This is a genomic window from Enterobacter sp. UPMP2052 (genome assembly GCF_053709675.1).
Window position 1 is genome coordinate 58,204 of the sequence record NZ_JBSKJR010000007.1, and the last position, 19,646, is coordinate 77,849.

17 protein-coding genes are annotated in these 19,646 nt (G+C 57.4%); 6 read left to right on the forward strand and 11 right to left on the reverse strand.

Annotation, left to right across the window (positions count from 1 at the left end):
- Nucleotides 1-18 precede the first annotated feature (18 nt).
- Genes cpdA through parE form a run of 3 tightly spaced genes read left to right on the forward strand, consistent with a single transcriptional unit; the run spans nucleotide 19 to nucleotide 3,348 of the window.
- Nucleotides 19-846 carry a 3',5'-cyclic-AMP phosphodiesterase gene (cpdA, locus tag ACWKX3_RS17360; RefSeq protein ID WP_454542133.1) on the forward strand — a complete coding sequence of 276 codons (828 nt, stop codon included), beginning with the start codon at nucleotides 19-21 and terminating at the stop codon, nucleotides 844-846.
- Nucleotides 846-1,427 carry an esterase YqiA gene (gene yqiA, locus ACWKX3_RS17365; RefSeq protein WP_058610749.1) on the forward strand — a complete coding sequence of 194 codons (582 nt, stop codon included), beginning with the start codon at nucleotides 846-848 and terminating at the stop codon, nucleotides 1,425-1,427. Before cpdA ends, yqiA begins: the two co-directional genes overlap by 1 nt.
- Before the next feature lie 28 nt (nucleotides 1,428-1,455).
- The gene (gene parE, locus ACWKX3_RS17370; protein WP_153682075.1) at nucleotides 1,456-3,348 is read left to right on the forward strand and encodes a DNA topoisomerase IV subunit B; all 1,893 of its coding nucleotides are present in this window, start codon (nucleotides 1,456-1,458) and stop codon (nucleotides 3,346-3,348) included.
- Nucleotides 3,349-3,416: 68 nt separating this feature from the next.
- On the opposite strand, the gene ACWKX3_RS17375 is transcribed toward parE, so the two are convergent.
- From ACWKX3_RS17375 to ACWKX3_RS17395, 5 genes are all read right to left on the reverse strand, one after another.
- Nucleotides 3,417-5,540, reverse strand: a complete 2,124-nt coding sequence (locus ACWKX3_RS17375) for a fimbria/pilus outer membrane usher protein (RefSeq protein WP_454542134.1) — start codon at nucleotides 5,538-5,540, stop codon at nucleotides 3,417-3,419.
- 54 nt (nucleotides 5,541-5,594) lie between these two features.
- On the reverse strand, nucleotides 5,595-6,029 hold the full coding sequence (locus tag ACWKX3_RS17380; RefSeq protein ID WP_006178562.1) for a DUF1090 domain-containing protein: 435 nt from the start codon (nucleotides 6,027-6,029) through the stop codon (nucleotides 5,595-5,597).
- A gap of 126 nt (nucleotides 6,030-6,155) precedes the next feature.
- The gene (locus ACWKX3_RS17385; protein ID WP_454542135.1) at nucleotides 6,156-9,308 is read right to left on the reverse strand and encodes an ATP-binding protein; all 3,153 of its coding nucleotides are present in this window, start codon (nucleotides 9,306-9,308) and stop codon (nucleotides 6,156-6,158) included.
- Nucleotides 9,295-9,930 carry a response regulator gene (locus tag ACWKX3_RS17390; RefSeq protein ID WP_454542136.1) on the reverse strand — a complete coding sequence of 212 codons (636 nt, stop codon included), beginning with the start codon at nucleotides 9,928-9,930 and terminating at the stop codon, nucleotides 9,295-9,297. Before ACWKX3_RS17390 ends, ACWKX3_RS17385 begins: the two co-directional genes overlap by 14 nt.
- Nucleotides 9,931-10,199: 269 nt before the next feature.
- Nucleotides 10,200-11,039, reverse strand: a complete 840-nt coding sequence (locus tag ACWKX3_RS17395; RefSeq protein WP_042322006.1) for a helix-turn-helix transcriptional regulator — start codon at nucleotides 11,037-11,039, stop codon at nucleotides 10,200-10,202.
- Between the two features lie 166 nt (nucleotides 11,040-11,205).
- Between ACWKX3_RS17395 and ACWKX3_RS17400 the strand changes: the two genes are divergently transcribed.
- The 3 genes from ACWKX3_RS17400 to ACWKX3_RS17410 are packed head-to-tail and all read left to right on the forward strand — an operon-like array spanning nucleotide 11,206 to nucleotide 15,533.
- Nucleotides 11,206-13,020 (forward strand): DUF2264 domain-containing protein, encoded by a 1,815-nt coding sequence (locus tag ACWKX3_RS17400; protein WP_454542137.1) that lies wholly within the window; start codon nucleotides 11,206-11,208, stop codon nucleotides 13,018-13,020.
- A gap of 32 nt (nucleotides 13,021-13,052) precedes the next feature.
- On the forward strand, nucleotides 13,053-14,318 hold the full coding sequence (locus ACWKX3_RS17405; RefSeq protein WP_454542138.1) for an oligosaccharide MFS transporter: 1,266 nt from the start codon (nucleotides 13,053-13,055) through the stop codon (nucleotides 14,316-14,318).
- Between the two features lie 27 nt (nucleotides 14,319-14,345).
- Complete coding sequence (locus ACWKX3_RS17410) at nucleotides 14,346-15,533, forward strand: glycoside hydrolase family 88 protein (RefSeq protein WP_454542139.1); 1,188 nt, start codon at nucleotides 14,346-14,348, stop codon at nucleotides 15,531-15,533.
- A 15-nt stretch (nucleotides 15,534-15,548) separates the two neighbouring features.
- Here the strand turns inward: ACWKX3_RS17410 and ACWKX3_RS17415 are convergent, their stop codons facing one another.
- The 6 genes from ACWKX3_RS17415 to qseB all read right to left on the reverse strand — a co-directional run bounded on the left by ACWKX3_RS17415 (nucleotide 15,549) and on the right by qseB (nucleotide 19,645).
- Nucleotides 15,549-16,076: a hypothetical protein gene (locus ACWKX3_RS17415; RefSeq protein ID WP_454542140.1), complete on the reverse strand. Its 528-nt coding sequence runs from the start codon at nucleotides 16,074-16,076 to the stop codon at nucleotides 15,549-15,551.
- A 20-nt stretch (nucleotides 16,077-16,096) separates the two neighbouring features.
- The gene (gene lysM, locus ACWKX3_RS17420) at nucleotides 16,097-16,537 is read right to left on the reverse strand and encodes a peptidoglycan-binding protein LysM (protein ID WP_006178553.1); all 441 of its coding nucleotides are present in this window, start codon (nucleotides 16,535-16,537) and stop codon (nucleotides 16,097-16,099) included.
- 84 nt (nucleotides 16,538-16,621) lie between these two features.
- A complete protein-coding gene (locus ACWKX3_RS17425) occupies nucleotides 16,622-16,936 on the reverse strand; it encodes a putative quinol monooxygenase (RefSeq protein WP_006178552.1) in 315 nt (104 codons plus the stop codon).
- Between the two features lie 28 nt (nucleotides 16,937-16,964).
- Entirely contained in the window at nucleotides 16,965-17,546 is a 582-nt protein-coding gene (locus ACWKX3_RS17430; protein ID WP_006178551.1) for an NAD(P)H-dependent oxidoreductase, read from the reverse strand.
- A 105-nt stretch (nucleotides 17,547-17,651) separates the two neighbouring features.
- Nucleotides 17,652-18,989, reverse strand: coding sequence for a quorum sensing histidine kinase QseC (gene qseC, locus ACWKX3_RS17435; protein WP_006178550.1), 1,338 nt, complete (start codon nucleotides 18,987-18,989; stop codon nucleotides 17,652-17,654).
- Nucleotides 18,986-19,645: a quorum sensing response regulator transcription factor QseB gene (qseB, locus tag ACWKX3_RS17440; RefSeq protein WP_454542141.1), complete on the reverse strand. Its 660-nt coding sequence runs from the start codon at nucleotides 19,643-19,645 to the stop codon at nucleotides 18,986-18,988. The genes qseC and qseB overlap by 4 nt, the downstream gene beginning before the upstream one ends.
- Between the last annotated feature and the right edge of the window lies 1 nt (nucleotide 19,646).

Consider the following 19,646-nt stretch of genomic DNA (forward strand, 5'->3'; position numbering starts at 1 on the left):
CCTACCTAAGGACACCATTTGGAAAGCCTGTTGAACCTGACTGTTGCTGGTGGGGCGCCAGTCAGGATATTACAAATCACCGATACTCACCTTTTTGCCGAAAAGCATGAGACTTTGCTGGGCGTGAATACCTGGGAGAGTTATCAGGCTGTATTAAGCGCGATTCATGCCGAAAACCGCCGCTGCGATTTGATTGTCGCAACGGGCGATTTGGCGCAGGATCAATCCTCCGCGGCCTATCAGCATTTTTCTGAAGGCATCGCGAGCTTCAGCGCACCTTGCGTCTGGTTGCCGGGCAATCACGACTTTCAGCCTGCCATGTACAGCTCGCTTCAGGAGGCGGGGATCTCCCCGGCGAAGTGTGTTTTCCTCGGCGAACAGTGGCAAGTTCTGCTGCTCGACAGTCAGGTGTTTGGCGTTCCTCACGGTGAACTGAGCGACTTTCAGCTCGACTGGCTGGAGAACAAACTGGCCGCTGAGCCTGCGCGGCATACGCTGCTTTTGCTTCATCATCACCCTCTGCCTGCGGGCTGTAGCTGGCTTGATCAACACAGCCTGCGCAACTCGGCCGCGCTGGACAGAGTGCTGGTGAAATTCCCGCACGTGAAAAACCTGCTGTGCGGGCACATTCATCAGGAGCAGGATCTCGACTGGAACGGTCGCCGCCTGCTGGCTACCCCTTCGACCTGCGTACAGTTCAAGCCGCACTGCGACAGCTTCACGCTGGATACCATCGCGCCGGGCTGGCGGTGGCTGGAACTGCATGCCGACGGCACCCTGACCACGGAAGTCTGCCGGTTGTCAGGCGCAGAATTTCGTCCCGATACCGCTTCAGAAGGCTATTGATGTCGACGCTTCTATATTTACACGGATTCAACAGCTCCCCGCGCTCTGCAAAAGCGACGCTGTTTCGCCAGTGGCTGAGCGAGCATCATCCACACGTTGAGATGATCGTCCCCCAGCTGCCGCCCTATCCGGCAGACGCGGCGGAGATGCTGGAATCCATTGTGCTGGAACATGGCGGAGAGTCGCTTGGCATTGTGGGATCGTCGCTCGGCGGATATTACGCCACCTGGCTGTCGCAAGCGTTTATGGTGCCCGCTGTGGTGGTTAACCCGGCGGTACGCCCGTTTGAGCTGCTGAGGGACTTTCTCGGGCAAAACGAGAACCCCTACACCGGACAACAATATGTGCTAGAGTCACGCCATATTTACGACCTCAAAGTCATGCAGGTAGACCCGCTGGAAGCGCCCGATCTCATCTGGCTGCTGCAGCAGACGGGTGATGAAGTGCTGGATTACCGCCAGGCAGTGGCGTATTACGCATCCTGCCGCCAAACTGTAGAAGAGGGCGGAAATCATGCTTTCACGGGCTTTGAGGATCATTTCACCCAGATTGTCGATTTTCTTGGACTGCAAAGCCTCTGACAATCAATGCGAATTGCTAGTTTAAATCATGACGCAAACCTATAACGCTGATGCCATTGAGGTACTCACCGGGCTTGAGCCGGTTCGCCGCCGCCCGGGGATGTACACCGATACGACGCGCCCAAACCACCTGGGCCAGGAAGTTATTGATAACAGTGTGGACGAAGCGCTGGCAGGCCATGCCAAACGCGTCGATGTTATCCTGCACGCCGATCAGTCGCTGGAAGTCATCGATGACGGGCGCGGCATGCCGGTGGATATTCATCCGGAAGAGGGGGTCCCGGCCGTTGAGCTGATCCTCTGCCGTCTGCATGCGGGCGGTAAATTCTCCAACAAAAACTACCAGTTCTCCGGCGGCCTGCACGGCGTGGGGATCTCCGTGGTTAACGCCCTGTCTAAACGCGTTGAAGTGAACGTTCGCCGCGACGGCCAGGTGTACAACATCGCCTTTGAAAACGGCGAAAAAGTGCAGGACTTACAGGTTGTCGGCACCTGCGGTAAACGCAACACCGGCACCAGCGTCCACTTCTGGCCTGACGGGAGCTTCTTCGACAGCCCACGTTTCTCGGTGTCTCGCCTGACGCACCTGCTGAAAGCCAAAGCGGTGCTGTGCCCGGGCGTGGAAATCACCTTTAAAGATAACGTCAATAATACCGAACAAACCTGGTGTTACGCCGACGGACTGAACGACTATCTGTGCGAAGCGGTAAACGGCCTGCCGACGCTGCCGGAGAAACCTTTTGTGGGTAATTTCTCAGGCGATACCGAAGCGGTCGACTGGGCGCTGCTGTGGCTGCCGGAAGGCGGCGAGCTGCTGACTGAAAGCTACGTCAACCTGATCCCGACAATGCTTGGCGGGACGCACGTCAACGGCCTGCGTCAGGGTCTGCTCGATGCGATGCGCGAGTTCTGTGAATACCGCAACATTCTGCCGCGCGGCGTGAAGCTCTCGGCGGAAGATATCTGGGATCGCTGCGCCTACGTACTCTCCGTGAAGATGCAGGATCCGCAGTTTGCCGGCCAGACCAAAGAGCGCCTCTCGTCGCGTCAGTGCGCGGCCTTCGTTTCCGGCGTGGTCAAAGATGCCTTTACGCTGTGGCTGAACCAGAACGTGCAGGCGGCAGAAATGCTGGCCGAACTGGCGATCTCCAGCGCGCAGCGTCGTTTGCGTGCGGCGAAGAAAGTTGTGCGTAAAAAGCTGACCAGCGGCCCCGCGCTGCCGGGCAAGCTGGCGGACTGTACCGCGCAGGATCTTAATCGCACCGAGCTGTTCCTGGTCGAAGGGGACTCGGCGGGCGGATCCGCCAAGCAGGCGCGCGATCGCGAATATCAGGCGATCATGCCGCTTAAGGGTAAGATCCTGAATACCTGGGAGGTCTCCTCTGACGAAGTGCTGGCCTCGCAGGAAGTCCACGATATCTCTGTCGCGATCGGCATCGATCCGGATAGCGAGGATCTGAGCCAGCTGCGCTACGGCAAGATCTGTATCCTTGCGGATGCGGACTCCGACGGGCTGCACATCGCCACGCTGCTGTGCGCGCTGTTCGTGAAGCACTTCCGTACGCTGGTGAAAAACGGCCACGTCCATGTTGCGCTGCCGCCGCTGTACCGTATCGACCTCGGCAAAGAGGTTTACTACGCGCTGACGGAAGAAGAGAAAGAAGGCGTGCTGGATCAGCTCAGACGCAAGAAGGGCAAACCGAACGTACAGCGCTTTAAAGGGCTGGGCGAGATGAACCCGATGCAGCTGCGTGAAACCACCCTGGATCCAAACACCCGCCGTCTGGTGCAGCTGACGATCAGCGACGAAGACGAACAGCAAACCAACGCCATGATGGATATGCTGCTGGCCAAGAAACGTTCAGAAGATCGACGTAACTGGCTGCAGGAGAAAGGCGATATGGCGGACATTGAAGCCTGATGCACTGGCCCTCAGCCTCCACGAGGCTGAGGGATCTCCGGCTACCTGGGCGTTGCGCCGTTATCCCGTCAGCGAACCTCTGTTTTTTCCGGTTTCAAAAAGCGCAGATTCACAATCGCGCCATCGGTGGGCACGGTCTCCAGCTCATTCACATCCATATCGGTTCCTTCTGGCAGGCTGAAGCTGTCCACCGTGATGCGGTTTACGCGCCAGGGCGTGAGGTAACTCACCAGCAGATCGCCATTTGCGTTGGTGGTTGAACCGAACTGGTTATAAAACCCAATCTTCGCCGAACCTGGCACCTGAACCAATGCCGCAGTACTTCCCAGCGTCTGGCCCATGACAACACCCTCCTGATATACCAGCACGCTGCCGCTGACGTCGCCATGATAATCACGTTGCGTGCCGCTGCGGGTCATACTGACGTTCAGTTCGCCGCTGTTGTACTGATAGCCGATACTGCTTTTCAGAGCATCGTTCCCGTGTTCGCTATGCTCCGCCGTCACGTCATAGCGCAGGCTATAATCGTCCAGTGCCGAGCCATTAATGTTGAGTCCATGGGTATTCTTATTTCGGCTGGCGAGGTCGGAAACCAGTGCCACATTGGTAAAATGGTTTCCAGTGCTGAAGGGGATGCTGATGTTAATCCCCAGCGTCGATTCCGGGGCAGAGTCGCCGTAGCGGTCATAGCTGCCATACAGCGACAAATCGACGTCCTGCCAGCTGGCGTCCAGGCTCAGGGTGAGGCTGTTGCTACCCGCTGCGCGAGTGCGTGATTTCAGCCAGCGCCAGGAGAGGCTGAGACTCGAGTTTTCGTCGAAGTTTTGCGTCAGCTCAACCTGGCTTTCAAAGCTACGCTGGGTGGTGTCATCATCCAGACCCCAGGCCAGCACTGAGGCGCGGTTTAACCGCTCCTCAAGCGAACGATACTGGCTACCGCGCGGGTACCACTGAAGTTGGGCGTTAAGGCTGGTTTCGGTTTGGAAAAATGTTTTTGCATAACGCATTCGCCCGACGCTGCCGCTGAGCGCTTTACCCTGCTGGCTGTAATGGGCGTTACGCACATCGGCAGACAACGCTCCCCATTTGCCCATATTGCCGCCCAATCCCACAACATGGCTGACGTAATTCTCGCCCTGCTGTACGCCGCCAAATACGGTGGCGCGCGGGGCGACGCCCCAGGAGAGCGTGCTCTGCCAGAAACGATCTTTCTCCAGTTCCACGCCGTGAAAGGGCTTATAACGCCCGGCGACCAGCTCGTAGCTGAACATTTTATACTGCACCAGATTGGGCATGATCGAGTACGGAATGAACCGGGTACGCTCGCTCCCGTCGCTCTCCTGAATCGTCAGCTCAAGGTTGCCCTGCGCATCTGGCGGGTAAAAATCACGGATAACAAACGGCCCCGGTGGGACGTGGATGCGATAGACGCGCTCGCCGTTCTGACGAAGGGTAACTTCCGCTTCGCTGCGCGCATAGCCGTTAATCAGCGGTGAATAGGGCCGCCAGCTATCCGGGAACATCGCCTCATCGCTGGCAAGGGAAATCCCCCGATAGGACATACTGTCGAACAGGTTCGATGAGGTGTAACCGTCGCCAAGATTAAGCCGGGATCGCATAGACGTGATGCTGCGCCAGACAGAAGCTGAATTACTGTAAGAGCCGTGCTGGCGGTCTGCCTCTCGCCAGAATGTATTCTGGTAGCGCATGCGCCATGGCCCGACGTTAAGGCCGTTTTCCAGCGCGAGCGTTGCATCGGTGCCCGGCGTATCCCAACGGTACTGCGCGCGTTGGTTATTGACGTCCAGCCGGTAGTTAACAAACAGGGCATTGATTCCATCATCCCAGCGGCTGGTACTGACCCCGTTTTGTTGCGGATTAAACGCCTCCTGGGGAAATAAAAGCGTGAGCAGGTTGGCATCCGGACGATACCAGAACTGGAGATCGAAGGCGTTCGCCGAGTCGGCGCTCAGACACGCCCTGGTATCCCAGTGAAGCTTATCAAGTACGGTGGATTTTACGCCCCACTCTTCAAGCAGAGGACGCGTCAGGCAGGGTTTATCGGATTGAAAATCAAGAAAGATTGAGCCTTTATAGTCGTTATTAAGAATCACCCATGTCTTTTCATTGGCAGACGCAGCGTTTGCTGTCAGTAACAGCACCAACACTCGGATTGCATGGTGGATCTGCATTTTGCGTCAATCTCGTGGGCAGCGTTTGCTGCCCACGATTAAGCTCGCGATGGCTTATTTATTGAGGGCTGCCAGCTCAGCGCGAGCCTGGTTCAGCTCCTGCTGGATTTCACGCAGATCCGCCTGCTTTTCTGCCAGTTTTTTCTGGTACTTGGCGATCTTCTTGGCATTGCCCTTCGCTTTAGCTTCTGCCAGATCGGCCTGAACTTCAGCGATGTCGCCACGTTTTTCAGCCAGTTTTTTCTCCAGCTTGCGTACGTCTTTCTGAGCATCAGCCAGAACGCTTGCGTTAGTACAGTGGGCTTTAACTTCTGCCAGGGCTTTTTTCAGGCCATTCACTTTGTAGGTATTGCCATACTGCTGGGCAATTTTGATCTCTTTTTCCAGCGCTGCGCTTTTAGCTGCACAGCTTTCAGCGGCGTGTGCTGATGCTGTAGCGAACATACCCACAGCGGCAACGACAGACAGAACGGAAACTAATTTCTTCATGGTCTTTCTCCTTTGTTGATGTATTGCCTGAGCAGATGCTCCGGCAATCTCCTGTGAACAAAAGAGTACTGCAACGCGGATAGCCAAAACGATGCAGACGCGTCCTCAACGCATGTAGGACGTGGATTAAGGTTGTCGTCCTGAATCGTGCCAACGCTGTAACGCGGCGCGTAGCTGCGCAAGTTCAGCTAACAGCTGGTGGATCCCGTCGCGGTCCGGGGTGGCTTCCTGTGCTTCACAGCGGGCTATCAACGCGGGCACGCCCAGTAACGCCAGTCCGCCGCGCAGTTTGTGCAGCGTTTCACGCAGTGAGGTTTCTGGCGCGGCGAGCCAGGCGCGCAAGTGGGCAAGGGATTCATCAATGACCGACATCTGGAGCGAAAGAAACAGGGGCAGGTTATCCCCTTCCAGCAGCTCGGGCGGCAGGTTACACGCCAATGCGTCTTGTGGCTCTTCGGCGACCGGGACAGATCCCTTCAGGGGAGCCAGCAGTTCCGCCAGCATAGTGAGCGTGACCGGCTTGAACAGACAGTCGCGCATGCCTGCTTCTCTTGCCATCTCACGGACAACTTCCCGTGCGTCTGCGGTCGCGCCAAAGACCGCAATGTCGGGGTAGTGCGCACGGATGAACTGCGCCAGTTCGAACCCGCTCATGCCGGGCATATTGCAATCGGTGATCACCGCATCAGGTTGCACCTGCTTTAGCGTTTCCAGCGCAGAGGCTGAGCTGTCGGCGCCGATCGCGCGGTGGCCGAGCCAGCTCAGCTGCTGGCTTAATACCATTCTGCCCACGGGATTATCATCGACAATCAAAACGCGCAGAGAGGGGCGGGAAAGTGGCGACGCGGGCTGTATATCAGGAGCATCCTGGCGTTCTGCCATTACCGGCAGCTTAAGGGAGACCGTGACCGTCGTTCCATGTCCAGGCTCGCTGTGGATCGCTAAACTCCCGCCCATCATCATTGTTAACGTGCGGCAGATATACAGGCCCAGCCCGCTCCCCTGTGCGACGTTACGGGTGTTTCCCTGAGCGAAGGGCTGGAACAACCGCTGCCGGGTGGCCTCGTCGATACCTTCGCCGGTATCGACGACCGTGATACGCAACAGCAGATAGCCCTCGTCACGTCCGTCGAGCTGCACGCTCAGCGTTATCTGCCCGCGTTCGGTGAATTTGATCGCGTTTCCGACGATGTTAACCAAAATCTGCCTGAAACGGCTGCGATCGACCAGCACGTCCTCCTGCAGTTCGGCATCACGTTCCAGCACGAAGGCCAGCCCTTTTTGCGCCGCCATGCCTTCGAACAACATCGCGGGCTCCTCGATCAGCTTGCGCAGCGAGGCCCGCTCGGGGCGAAGCACCAGGCGGCCAGATTCAATACGCGACACATCAAGTATGTTGCCAATCAACTGCAGCAGGGCCTGGGCCGCATCCCACGCCACCTGCACCGACTGGCGGTTTTGCTGGGTATCGCCAGGGCGCTTCATGACGAGTTCCAGCATCCCCATGATTGCGCCGATAGGCGTGCGTATCTCGTGGCTCATGGTGGTCAGAAACACGCTCTTTGCACGGCTGGCGCGATGGGCACGATTTCTGGATTGTCGCTGGGCCGACATGATCTTCAGCATTCGCTGCTGAGCGCGCCGATGGCGGCGATAACCCCAGGCGGCGGCGAGGCAGAGGAGAACCATGATAGCCAGTCCGATGGTCAATACCGTGCTCAGCGCTACCTGTTTTGGCCCGGTCGACGTGAAGCTGTTACCGGCATTTCCGCCACGGGTCAGGGCATGGAGGTCCTCCGGCGGAATATTAATGAGCGCTTTATTGAGAATGGTAATTAAAGGCCAGGACTGACGGGACGCCCCGAATGAGAATCGCATCGGGTCGATGTCGATACTTCCCAGAATACGGAGCGCGGCATACTCTTTATTCGCCAGAAGCGTATTGGCGACGATCAACGGCATGGCCATCATCTTGTCGTGGCTGTGAACGATGCGGTTGAGCCCCTGTCGCCAGGTGTCGACTTTTTCCGTTTGGCCTCCGCTCTGCTTACGTAACCACTCTTCTGGCGACTGCCCATCCAGGCTGAGCACGCCAGGACTCACCGCGCCCGGAACAGAATGCGCTTGCCCGACCATCACCCAGGAGTTATAGAGCCAGGTACGGGTGGTCAGTAAATCAGTGCGCCAGATGTCCCCCTGCGTCACGCCTGCAACCAAATCCGATTTTCCCGCTTTCACCGACGCCAGGGCCGCCCTTTGGGTAGGAAAACGCTGGATGACAAAGGTAAACCCGGTGCGGAGCTGCAATGCGGTCAGGACATCGGCGATGATGCCACGCATCTGGCCACCGTCATCAAAAAAGGCGATCGGTGGGTTATCCTCGGCCACGGCCACCCGTATGCGTTTGTGCTCATCAATCCATTTATTTTCCAGCGAGGTAAAGACCGGTTTCTGCTCGCTCAGTGAAAGCGGGATGCCGCCATTCCACCGACGGTGTATCTCTACGCTTGCACTTTCCGGCAACGCGGCCAGAAAGTTATTCAGCACCCTTACCCACATGTGCATCTTTGGCATTGCCGCAAAGGAAAATCCTGACACGGGAAAGGGGGTGTCGAGGGGGCGTATGAGTAAGTTGCTGATGTTGGACTGGTTCACCAGATAGCGGGCGGTAACGCCATCGCAAAAGAAAAGGTCGATTTTTCGAAACGCGAGTGCTTCCAGCGCGTGGCGCGGTGAGTAGAAGGGGACGATCTCCGCGTTCGGGTAACGCTGCAGGACGCGTTGAGGATCGTAGCCCGGCGCGATGGCAATCTTTCTGACCGCATCATCCTGTGTGGCTTCGTTATTGACCACTTCAACGGCAGCATTTGGGCTGTAGGGATGGCTCAGTATCAGCCCCTGATTTTGCTGGTTATCGCTGGCCTGCGCGATGAAGTCTGCTTCCCCTGCGCGTAACGCCTCCAGCGCAGCGTCATAGTTTGGGTAGCGAATAACGTCTATTTCGACGCCAAGATTATCGGCCGCCAGGCCGAGGAAATCGGCATTGATGCCACCGTAATCGTTCAGGCCGGTGGTAATGTCATAGGGCGGCGACATCGGCAACCAGACGGCCAGGCGGATCTTGCGGTGTTCACGCAGCCAGCGCCATTCGCTTGCACTGAGTCCCGGGTCGGCAATCGTCTCCATGCTTCGGGAGAGAAGCTTAAGGGGTTCCTGCGCTGTCGCGCCTTGTGCCATAAAAGCGACGAGTAACAGCAGCAGTCCACTAAGTATTCTCATTATCAGACTCTCTGAAGACAAGCGAGATAAGCTGGTTGAGATCGTCGCAGCCACATTTTTGCAGCATCCGGGTTTTATAGGTGCTAATGGTTTTATTGCTGAGCATCAGGAGATCGGCAATCTCTTTGTTACTCTTGCCCTGTTTCAGATAATTGAGAACGGCAATTTCGCGATCCGAGAAGCGGCTTGATAGTGATTCAGACGCATCGCTTTTTTCATTGACGCTGGCGGCTTTGAACAGCGTCCCTTCGGGAAAACATTGGTAACCCGCCATAATGAGCCGGCACAGTGGCTCAACGTTTTCCAGTGGCATATTTTTATTGATAAACCCCTGCGCCCCGGCGTGGAGCGTTCTCAGCGCATATATACCTGCTGACTGGCTGGTAAAGACCAGAATGTTAAGTTCCGGGAGGTGTTGTTTAATTCGGGGTAACAGCTCGAGGCCATCGGCGTGCTTAAGTTCGAGATCCAGGATTAATAAGTCCGGGCGCTGCTGATGCAGTTGGGACAGCAGGTTCTCACCCGTAGAGGTACTGACGGTCATATCTCCGTGCTTTTCCAGAAGTACTTTTAATGCAAAGCAGATTGCTGGATGATCGTCTACAAGCAAAATCGAAATCATACTACCCTTGTCCTTTTGGTGGCCTCACTGACTCCGTCGACCTGAGGGGCAATATAGTAATCAACAGCGGATAAGAACGATATAGTAAAAGGCTGGATTTAAGATTTTGGATTTAGGATTAAGGCAACTTTTACTATTTCAGCGCGGTTTATTCCGAATAAAGAATTAAATTAATAGCCCTCTTTCGCGAGCTGCCGGGATAATTAAGATATTGCCTAATGAAATTGCAGGCCCGGTAAGGCGCAGCCGCCACCCGGCAATAAAGCCGCTCATCGGTTCGCATGGTTCTTCCTGTACTGCAACGGCGTCTCGCCAATCCCTTTTTTAAACGCGCTGATAAACCAGGTGACGTCAGAAAATCCGACCCGTGTCGCTATCTCGCGCACGCTCGCATCGCTGTGCAATAAGCACTCGCAGGCCTTTCGCAGCCGGAGCGTATTCAGGTAGTCGTGAATTTTCTCGCCGGTTTCGGCATGGAATTTTCGCGACACATAGCTGCGCGATTTCCCCAGTTCGTGCGCCAGCGCGTCGAGGCGAAATTTCTCCTGATAATGTTCATCCAGCCAGAACATCGCCTGGCTGGCGATCCCCTGGCTGTTGCCCGGTGCGCCGTCGTTATCGTCCGGCAGCATCGCGAACAGGCTGATGAGCAGCGAGGCAATGTTCTCGCTGTTCATCGGTGGCCGGTAACAGTTAAACAGATGCACGAGATGACCATGGCAATGCGCCAGGTCCGCTACCCACGCCTCTGCGCCGCGAAAGGAGAGCCTTTGCAGCCGCTGCCGGGCATGGGGAAAATCACGCAACACCTTCAGGACCGCATGCTGGTCGAGATGGATGATGGTGCGTCGATACAAGGCCTGCGCCTGCTCATCCACTCTCACCTTGTGCAGGGTGAAGGGAGGGAAGAAAAACAGCCGTCCGGGACGCATGGTGTAGTGGCGGTTATCGACGATCACCACGCCAAACCCTTCTTCGACGTAGAGGATCTCCAGGCATTGATGCCAGTGATGGTAACGCACGGTATTGGCAAACAGACGGCTGAACGATCCCACCGCATCGTTCAGGGTAATCAACTCCAGATAATCGGCTGTCGGCGTGTCGCGCATAGTGCAATAAAACTCAACTTTTCCTCGTCTGGCTATCGTTATAAACCACCTTTTTAAATTTTCTCAACTGCGGGTTTAGTTATCGTTCGCACCTGTGACCTGGCTAACATTTCTCCAGCTCGCGGATTCACTATGCTTTGCCGCAGTTGATTACGAGGGCGAAAGTATGTGGGCGGCAAATCAGAAAACATCAAATCCGTTGTCTTCACGCCAGGACGTGGTGGCGTCTCTCAGTGCCATGCTCGGCGCGCTGGATGAACAGTTTCCGGCGGGGCAGTCGCGTTTCTCACTCGGCGAGACCTGTGCGCATTACGCGACGGATATTGCGCAGATGGAAGGGCTGTCGCGCGCGCTGTGGGGGCTGTTTCCGCTGATGGCCTCCGGCGATGCCGCCCCGTTCAGCGACAAGTACATTGAGGCGATCCGGCTCGGCACCGATCCGCTCAGCGCGGGTTACTGGGGAGAAACCGCCCCCTACGATCAGCGTCTGGTGGAGATGGCGGCCTACGGACTGGGGCTTGCGCTGCTCGGGGAAAAACTCACCGACCGCTTCAGCGAGCGCGAGGTCATGAACCTGCACGCGTGGCTCAACCAAATCACCGATGCGCAAATGCCGGACAGTAACTGGAACTACTTCGCCATCATGGTGCAGCTCGGCTTCAGGCGCGCCGGACTGCCGTACGACCAGCAGGCTATCGATCGCCGTTTTGCACTGATGGAGGCTTACTATTTAGGCGACGGCTGGTATTCCGACGGCCCCGGTCGGCCAAAAGATTATTACATCTCAATGGCATTCCACTTCTACGGCCTGATTTACGCCACGCTCAGCGGTGATGAGGAGAGGGGGCAGATCCTGTGTGAGCGGTCGCGCCTGTTCGCCGAAGACTTTATCTACTGGTCCGCCGCCGACGGCGCGTCGGTGCCGTTTGGCCGTAGTCTGACCTACCGCTTCGCGATGGTCGCTTTCTGGAGCGCGGTGGCCTTTTCCGGGCTTGAGGTATTCACACCGGGCATCGTGAAGGGCATTGTGCTGCGCCATTTACGCTGGTGGCAGCAGCGGCCCATTGCCGATCGCGACGGCATTCTGACGCTCGGTTTTGCTTATCCCAACCTGGCGATGTGTGAGGACTACAACTCGCCGGGGTCGCCGTACTGGGCGCTGAAAACCTTTCTGATCCTGGCCCTGCCGGAGACGCATCCGTTCTGGCAGGCCGGGGAAGCGCCGCTTCCCGCGCTGGCCGAAAAACGCGTGCTCCCGCATGCGGCGCAGATCCTGATGCACGCGGACGAGTCGCAGCACGTCACCATGCTCACCGCCGGTCAGCTTGAGCTGAACAATTACGTCAACACCGAGGCCAAATACACCAAATTCGCCTACTCCAGCCGCTTCGGCTTCACCCTTGAGCGCGGACGCTTTGGCCTGAAACACGCGGCGTGCGACTCCATGCTGCTGCTGGCCGACGGGGACGATTACTTTCGTGGCCGCCGGGCGTGTGATGCGGTGCGCGTCGAGGAAAATTACCTCTACTCGCGCTGGTCTCCGTGGTGCGACGTGCATATCGACACCTGGCAAATCCCGTTCGGCGAATGGCATCTGCGTCTGCACCGCATTCACAGCGCGCGGAAACTGCAAACGGCGGAGGGCGGATTTGCGGTGATGAAAACCGACCCTCAGATCCGCGATCGCGGCTGTTATCTGGCGGCCAGCAACGGCAGCAGCGTGATTGTCGATCTCTCTCCTGCGCTTACGCGCCAGCCGGACAGCCTCGTCACGCCGCCTAACAGCAGCGTGATGTTTGCGGAGTGCGCCTCCATCCCCCTGCTCAAAACGGAACTCCCGCAAGGGGAAAGCTGGCTCTGTTGCGCCGTCTTCGCCAGCGAGCAACACCGGATTGCGGCGACGCCGCAGCTGACCATGACCCCTGACCAGGTCGTTATTCGCGACCCCGGAAGTGAACGCCAGCTGTCGTTCACCTTATAAAACTCTGGCCCCTACTCGTTGGCGAGGATGCTATGAAAAGACCATCTACAAAAAACAGAACCGAATATTACAAAATCAGCAGTTTTATTTTTCTGTATTTCTTTACCTGGTCCGCCAGTATTGGCCTGCTGGCGATCTGGCTCGGGCAAAAAGCCAATCTTAGCGGGTCGGTCATTGGCACCGTCTTTGCGGTGAACGGTATTTTCTCGGTTATTCTGAAGCCGATCTACGGCTATATTCTCGATAAGATCGGCATGAGCAAATACCTGCTCTATTTTGTGGTGGCAATGTCTGCCCTGATGGCTCCGTTCTTTATCTACGTTTACCAGCCGCTATTAATGTCCAACACCATGCTGGGGATAATTATTGGCGCGCTCTATTTGAGCTTTGCCTGGTATGCGGGCGTGGCGGCGTGCGAATCCTATTCCGACCGCTTCAGCCGTTTAAACGGCATGGAGTTTGGACAAATTCGCATGTGGGGCTCGCTCGGCTGGGCGGTGGCGTCCTCCTTCTCCGGTCTGCTGTTTAACCTCTCTCCGGCCTATAACTTTATTATGGGCAGCGTGGCGTCGGTGGTGATGCTGATTGTCCTGCTGAGCCTGAAAGTGAACACTAACTCCGTTCACGCAGGTGAGGTGCTGACCAAAGAAAAAATCGCGCCGTCGGACGTGTACGCCCTGCTGCGGAATCGTAAATTCTGGGCCTTCTGCCTGTACGTGGCGGGTGTGGCGTGGATGATGTTTATTGCCGAGCAGCAATTCTCGCGCTATTTCGTCACCTTCTTCGACGATATTCACCAGGGCAACGCGGTCTTTGGCTATCTGGGGACTGTGCAGTCGGGAATGGAATTCGTGATGTATATGGTGATCCCGCTGTTCGTTAATTTTATCGGCGCTAAACGCGGGCTGTTAATTGTCGGGCTGGTGGTCGGGGCGCGTCTGATTATTTCCGGGATGTGCGATTCACACCTGTTAATTTCCGTGCTTAAGCCGCTGTACGGGCTGGAAATCTGCCTGCTGCTGGTCTCCGTATTTAAATATATCGCCGAGCATTTCGACAAACGCGTAAATGCCACCATGTATTTGCTGGGCTATCAGGCGATGCTGTACGTCGGCAACGTGGTGGTGTCATCGCCTGCCGGCTATATGTATGACCGCATCGGCTTCGAGCAGACCTATATCATCATGGGCGCCACGGCGCTGACCTTTACCCTGATCTCTGCGTTTACCCTCTCCGCCTGCCAGAGCAAGTGGCGTGGGAGCCGTACGCTGAACGTAGCCGAGCCCACTTCACGTTAATTATGCCGTCAAAGAAGGAACCGAAATATGTTAAGTCGTATCAAAGAGGAACGCCTGAACGCCATCGCCACGCCCGTCGATTCACGCGCGTTTAGCGATGAGCTGAGTTCGGCGCGCAGCCACGTCCTCGAGTTGATTAGCCGTCACGTAACCGAGTTCGGTGAGCAGTTCCCGGCGGAAACCTGTCAGGACGGTTTTTATCCACTGACGGACAACGTGGAGTGGACCACCAGCTTCTGGACCGGGCAGCTGTGGCTGGCGTGGGAGATGAGCGGCGAAGAAAAATTCCGCGCGCTGGCGGAGAAGCACGTGCGCTCGTTTGGCCTGCGCATCGCCGGGCGCAGCGACACCAATACCCACGATCTGGGCTTCCTCTATACGCTCTCCTGCGTAGCGGCCTGGCGGCTGACCGGCAACCGTGAAGCGCGCGGCTTCTCCCTGCTGGCGGCACAAGCGCTGCTGGAGCGTTTTCACTCGCGGGCGAAGATCGTCCAGGCGTGGGGCGATCTGACCGATCCCGAGCAGGCCGGGCGCATGATCATCGACTGCAACATGAACCTGCCGCTGCTCTACTGGGCGAGCGAACAAACCGGCGATCCGCGCTTCGCCGAGGCGGCAAAAGCCCATGTCATGCAGGCGGCGACCTATCTTATTCGCGATGATGCCTCGACGTTCCACACCTACTATATGGATGTCGTGACGGGCGCACCGCGCTACGGCAACACCCAGCAGGGCTACGCCGACGACTCCTGCTGGTCGCGCGGGCAGGCCTGGGGCATTTACGGCTTCCTGTTGAGCTACATCTATACCGGCGATGAGACGATGATCGGCCTGTCAAAACGGCTGGCAAACTACTTCCTTAACCGCCTGCCGGAAGACAACGTCTGCCACTGGGATCTGGCGCTGGTGGGCACCGACGCGCTGCGCGATTCATCATCGGCGGCGATTGCGGTGTGCGGCCTGCTGGAACTGGTGAAACATCTGCCGGTTACGGACCCGGACCGGGAACGCTATCTGGAGTGGGCAAAAGGGATCATGTCCTCGCTGACGAAACACTATCTGATGGGTAAAGAAGAGAAGGGCAACGGGCTGCTGAAGCACTCGGTTTACCATCTGGCGAGCAACAAAGGGGTGGATGAGTGTGCAAGCTGGGGGGATTACTTCTACGTGGAAGCGCTGGTGCGGTTCACTCAGAGCTGGAAGCTGTACTGGTAAAAATGCCGGGGCGGATCACCACCCCAGCACGTCGGAAATCGCCCTGCGATAGGGCGTACTGATTTGCGCCGGTACGCGACGGAAGTAGTCCTGCGCATGGGGGCGCGTCTCACCGCTAAGGCTGTCCAGATAGGCAATTGCCTCGTCAACGGTGGGGACGCGGCCTTCCAGGCTCGCGCTGCGGGGCGGCAGCCCGGTCCAGATGAGGGCATCGATGCCCTTTTCCGCTGCCCACGTCGAGAGGACACCGGTGCTGCGCCCGGTAATCAGCAGGGAGCCGATGCCGTCGCAGCGCGATTGCGGAATGGCCTCCCGCTTTCGCAGCGCGTCACAGGCCTGGCTTAGCGAATTCACGCTGAGCCAGGCCCATAGCACCGGTACCGCAGGGGCATTCATACAGAGGGCGGTCGCCAGCTCACCGCCGTCGCTGACCCGGCAAAACTCGACGGGCAGAGACGGCCCGTCAGGTTGCCACTCACCGGCGACAGGCAGCGGGCCGTACTTCCAGATTAACGAACCCCAGCCAAGGCAGGCTATTTTCATCCGTTCGCGTTCCGTTGCTATCAGGCTTTAGGAATACGCAGCGTCTGCCCGGGATAGATTTTATCCGGGCTGGAGAGCATCGGGCGGTTAGCTTCGAAAATCTTGTTGTACTGGTTGGCATCGCCGTACACGGTTTTGGAGATGGCGCTCAGGGTATCGCCGGATTTCACCGTGTAGTAGGTGGCTTCGTCTTTGGCATCGGTCGCGGTGATGTTGTTTTCCACTTCGCTCACGCCCGCGATGTTCCCGACGGCAACCTGGATTTTTTCTTTCTGCTCCTGCGTCAGCCCATCGCCGGTCACGCTGGCTTTGCCATCGGTGACGTTAACCTGGACCTTATCCGAGCCGGGAATATTCAGTTTCTTGAGGTGTTCGGCGATTTTGTCGCCCTGACCTTTGTGGTCGGTCAGGTTGTCCCACAGTTTTTCGCCTGCTTCTTTTACGAAATTAAAAAGACCCATTCCATCCTCCTGTTAAACATGAAGTCAGAATAAGCATAGCAGGTCACAGAAATTTTCCTCTCCAAAAGGAGAGGGAAGGAAGGATCAGACGCCCTGCTCCAGAATACGGATATGGGTGTCGAGCACGTTACCTTTCACCGCGTCGCTCCACGTTTTCATGTGCGCGGTCTGCAGGTGTGCTTCAAGGTGCGCCACGGTTTCCCACTGCTCAACCATGATGATGGAGTCCGGCGCGGTGGCCTGGAAGCTGGCGTCGGTGGCGGCATCAATCATCGGCGCATAGCCGTGGCAGCCTTCTTCTTTCAGCACGGTTGGGATAATTTTTGCAAACTCATCCAGCACCGCCTGACGGTGATGTTGGCCTGGACGCGTACGAATTTCTGCAATTACGGTAAGCATATCGTTTCTCCTGATGTCAGGCTTCCAGTTAACCAAAAATCTCCGCGAGATGCTTGCGATATTCTGCGATATAGCGTGGGACATCAGGCATTTTAATCACGTCATTGACGATAAAGGTCGGCAGCGGGGTCATGCCCAGGAACTGATTGGCCTTGTGGAATGGCAGATATGCGCCGTCTACGCCCACGCCTTCAAAGAACTGATCTTTCTCGGTAAAGGCCTCGATTGGTGCGTTCCAGGTCAGGGAGAGCATGTATTTTTTGCCCTGGATCAGGCCGCCTGAGCCGTACTTTTTAGACGCATCAGAGCGGGTACGACCGTCGCTGGCATACAGGGAGCCGTGGCCTTCGGTGAACACGTCGTCCATGTATTTTTTCACGGTCCACGGTGCACCCATCCACCAGCCCGGCATCTGCCAGATGATGGTATCGGCCCACAGGAAGTTCTGCACTTCTGCTTTAACATCGTAATCGCCGTCCGCGCGCACCACCCTGACATCATGCCCGGCGTCGCGCAGGAAACCGTCCGCGACCTCGGTCAGGGTGTCATTCAGTTGGCCTTTAGAGTGCGCGAATTCTTTCGCGCCGTTGATAATCAGAATATTGCTCATTATTTGTCCTCGACGATGAGAGTATGCCAGATAGTCTACGCGCGAGAACGGGGCGGTAAAATAGGCAAAATGTGCAAAGTCTTTTGCTGCTCAGGCAATAATCCCCTACCAGCTTACGGTGACGTCAAGACCGCCCTCGGCACTATTGGCCAGCGATACGCGCATTCCGTGCAGGGTGGCGATGCGTTTAACAATCGATAGCCCCAGGCCGCTGCCGGTCTCATCCTGTCCCGGCGGGCGATAGAAGCGCTCGCCAACGCGGGCTAAGGCGTCGGGGGCAATACCCGGGCCGTTGTCGCGCACGCTGAAGCTGCGGGCGTTAAGGGTCACGTCCACCACGCTGCCGCGCGGGCTGTAGCGGATAGCGTTATCCAGCAGGTTGCGCACCAGCAGGCTGAGCAGGAGTTGCTGGCCGGTACGCGTTGCCTGCGGCGCATTGATGTTCAGCCGAATATCAATCCCCGCCTGTTGAGCCGGATGATAGATGTCCATCACGGCGGACTGGAGTAAATCGGCCAGCGCAAGGGGTTCGATATTGTCGAGGTTGTCCAGCGAATCCAGACGCGACAGCGTAAGAAGCTGATCCACCAGCCGGGATGCCCGATCAATGCCGGCATGCATCTGCGCCAGGGCTTTGGCCTGCGCCTGCGGATCGTCGAGGTACAGCTGCGCCACATCCGTTTGCACCTTCAGCGCGGCCAGCGGGCTACGTAGCTCGTGGGCGGCATCCGACGTGAAGCGGCGCTCCCGGGACATCATCTCCTGGGTGCGCGTGAAGAGATGATTCAGCGAGTCGAGCAGCGGGCGGACTTCCGCAGGGACACCCTGCGTCGACAGCGTATCGGTGGCATCCGGCGAGCGCGATCGCAGGGTCTGCGCCAGCTTTTTCAGCGGCTTAAGCTCACGGCTCAGCATGACAATCAGCAGAAGCAGCATCACCGGGAGCGCCACCAGCCACGGCGTGAGCTGCGAGCTGACTACGTCCAGCGCCATCTCCTGGCGGTACTCGGCTTCTTGCCCGACCACCACCCGGTACTTACCGTCCGGCGAGGTTAGCCACACAAAGCGCCACGCGTCGTTATCATCTTTCAGGCGACCATCGTCAAATCCGTCGCGGCGGTAGTGATACGGAATATCGCGTCCGTTTTCGCCGTCGTTGAGGATCATATCGCCGTCGGCGCTAAAGATGGCGAACGCCAGCGCGTCGTCGTCCAGGCGACCGTGCTTCACTTTTTTGGGGATGTCGCGCATCCGTTCGGGGGCGCGGACCTCATCCAGATCCATCGTCAGCAGCCGTTTGGCAAACAGCATCTGCTGGGTATCAAACAGCTTATCGAGCTTGTGGGTGGTTTGCTGCCAGGCGACAAGGCTGGCGGCGAACCAGGCGGCCAGCGAGAGCAGCAGGAACAGTAGCGTCAGGCGTAGCTTCAGACTCAGTTTCATGTGTCACCCAGGGTATAACCGATGCCGTGCACGGTGCGGATAAACTCGCTCCCAAGCTTGCGGCGCAGGTGATGAACATGCACTTCCACCGCGTTGCTGGAGACGTCGTCATCCCAGTTATACAGTTTTTCTTCAATGTGTTTGCGCGGCAGAACCCGGCCTGCGTTGCGCATTAACAGCTCAAGGAGCGCAAACTCTTTCGGTTTAAGCACCAGCGTGTCGCCGTCAAGCGTCGCCACCAGGCTGACCGGATCGAGCATGACCTTACCGTGGCGCAGTTCGCTGCGCGTCTGGCCGTGGCTGCGGCGCACCAGCGCTTCAAGGCGGGCCGCCACTTCGATCAGGGCGAACGGCTTACACAGATAATCATCCGCCCCCAGACGCAGCCCTTCGACGCGCTGGTTAAGCGCATCCCGCGCCGTCAGGATCAGCACCGGCTCGCTGCGGCCGCTTTCGCGCCACGCGCGTAGCATCTCCAGACCGTCGATTTCCGGCAGGGTGAGATCCAGCACCACGGCGTCGTACGGGGCGCTGTAGAGCGCCGCCTGGCCGGTTTTCCCGTCGGTAAACCAGTCCACGCCAAAGCCCAGTTTGCTTAAGCCCGTCTTAATGCCGTCGCCGATTAACTTGTCGTCTTCTACCAGTAAAATGCGCATG

Bases quoted from the DNA above. Each gene is read 5' to 3' on its own strand.
- ACWKX3_RS17380 (WP_006178562.1), bottom strand. From the start codon at position 6,029: ATGAAGAAATTAGTTTCCGTTCTGTCTGTCGTTGCCGCTGTGGGTATG.
- ACWKX3_RS17395 (WP_042322006.1), bottom strand. From the start codon at position 11,039: ATGCGCGACACGCCGACAGCCGATTATCTGGAGTTGATTACCCTGAAC.
- ACWKX3_RS17415 (WP_454542140.1), bottom strand. From the start codon at position 16,076: ATGAAAATAGCCTGCCTTGGCTGGGGTTCGTTAATCTGGAAGTACGGC.
- ACWKX3_RS17430 (WP_006178551.1), bottom strand. From the start codon at position 17,546: ATGAGCAATATTCTGATTATCAACGGCGCGAAAGAATTCGCGCACTCT.
- lysM (WP_006178553.1), bottom strand. From the start codon at position 16,537: ATGGGTCTTTTTAATTTCGTAAAAGAAGCAGGCGAAAAACTGTGGGAC.
- ACWKX3_RS17405 (WP_454542138.1), top strand. From the start codon at position 13,053: ATGAAAAGACCATCTACAAAAAACAGAACCGAATATTACAAAATCAGC.
- ACWKX3_RS17385 (WP_454542135.1), bottom strand. From the start codon at position 9,308: ATGAGAATACTTAGTGGACTGCTGCTGTTACTCGTCGCTTTTATGGCA.
- ACWKX3_RS17390 (WP_454542136.1), bottom strand. From the start codon at position 9,930: ATGATTTCGATTTTGCTTGTAGACGATCATCCAGCAATCTGCTTTGCA.
- ACWKX3_RS17375 (WP_454542134.1), bottom strand. From the start codon at position 5,540: ATGCAGATCCACCATGCAATCCGAGTGTTGGTGCTGTTACTGACAGCA.
- parE (WP_153682075.1), top strand. From the start codon at position 1,456: ATGACGCAAACCTATAACGCTGATGCCATTGAGGTACTCACCGGGCTT.
- ACWKX3_RS17425 (WP_006178552.1), bottom strand. From the start codon at position 16,936: ATGCTTACCGTAATTGCAGAAATTCGTACGCGTCCAGGCCAACATCAC.
- qseB (WP_454542141.1), bottom strand. From the start codon at position 19,645: ATGCGCATTTTACTGGTAGAAGACGACAAGTTAATCGGCGACGGCATT.
- ACWKX3_RS17400 (WP_454542137.1), top strand. From the start codon at position 11,206: ATGTGGGCGGCAAATCAGAAAACATCAAATCCGTTGTCTTCACGCCAG.
- ACWKX3_RS17410 (WP_454542139.1), top strand. From the start codon at position 14,346: ATGTTAAGTCGTATCAAAGAGGAACGCCTGAACGCCATCGCCACGCCC.
- qseC (WP_006178550.1), bottom strand. From the start codon at position 18,989: ATGAAACTGAGTCTGAAGCTACGCCTGACGCTACTGTTCCTGCTGCTC.
- yqiA (WP_058610749.1), top strand. From the start codon at position 846: ATGTCGACGCTTCTATATTTACACGGATTCAACAGCTCCCCGCGCTCT.